Annotated in this window: 1 protein-coding gene; it reads right to left on the minus strand. The window is 40.6% G+C overall.

Features of this window, described 5'->3' with window-relative positions:
• Positions 1-1,260, minus strand: a 1,260-nt coding sequence (locus tag BMZ09_RS15975) for an MSCRAMM family protein (protein WP_177183556.1), incomplete at both ends; no start/stop codon positions are given.

The following is a 1,260-nucleotide window of genomic DNA, read 5'->3' on the forward strand; positions in this document are numbered from 1 at the left end:
TCCTGGTGCTGGACTATTCTCAAAGTTGTTATCTGCATCAACTTCTCCTGCTGTTACTGTTACTGGAATACTTCCATCTGTTGTGTCTGTATTTGCTACAGTATCACCATCATCTGTTGTATCGCCATCAACTACTGTTGTATCTGCTGGTGTTGTTTGATCTATTGTATATTCTCCTACTGGTACATCTGTAAATTCATATGTCCCATCAACTCCTGTTGTTACTGTTGGATCAACTGTTGCTGCATCGCCATCATCTAATGTTACTACGATTCCTGATACAGGATCGCCATTCTCATCTACGATTGTTCCGCTTACGCTTCCTGGTGCTGGACTATTCTCAAAGTTGTTATCTGCATCAACTTCTCCTGCTGTTACTGTTACTGGAATACTTCCATCTGTTGTGTCTGTATTTGCTACAGTATCACCATCATCTGTTGTATCGCCATCAACTACTGTTGTATCTGCTGGTGTTGTTTGATCTATTGTATATTCTCCTACTGGTACATCTGTAAATTCATATGTCCCATCAACTCCTGTTGTTACTGTTGGATCAACTGTTGCTGCATCACCATCATCTAATGTTACTACGATTCCTGATACAGGATCGCCATTCTCATCTACAACTGTTCCGCTTACACTTCCTGGTGCTGGACTATTCTCAAAGTTGTTATCTGCATCAACTTCTCCTGCTGTTACTGTTACTGGAATACTTCCATCTGTTGTGTCTGTATTTGCTACAGTATCACCATCATCTGTTGTATCGCCATCAACTACTGTTGTATCTGCTGGTGTTGTTTGATCTATTGTATATTCTCCTACTGGTACATCTGTAAATTCATATGTTCCATCAACTCCTGTTGTTACTGTTGGATCAACTGTTGCTGCATCGCCATCATCTAATGTTACTACGATTCCTGATACAGGATCGCCATTCTCATCTACGATTGTTCCGCTTACACTTCCTGGCGCTGGACTATTCTCAAAGTTGTTATCTGCATCAACTTCTCCTGCTGTTACTGTTACTGGAATACTTCCATCTGTTGTGTCTGTATTTGCTACAGTATCACTATCATCTGTTGTATCGCCATCAACTACTGTTGTATCTGCTGGTGTTGTTTGATCTATTGTATATTCTCCTACTGGTACATCTGTAAATTCATAGGTTCCATCAACTCCTGTTGTTACTGTTGGATCAACTGTTGCTGCATCGCCATCATCTAATGTTACTACGATTCCTGATACAGGATCTCCATTCTC

This window comes from Olleya namhaensis (assembly GCF_900114005.1).
GTDB lineage: Bacteria > Bacteroidota > Bacteroidia > Flavobacteriales > Flavobacteriaceae > Olleya > Olleya namhaensis.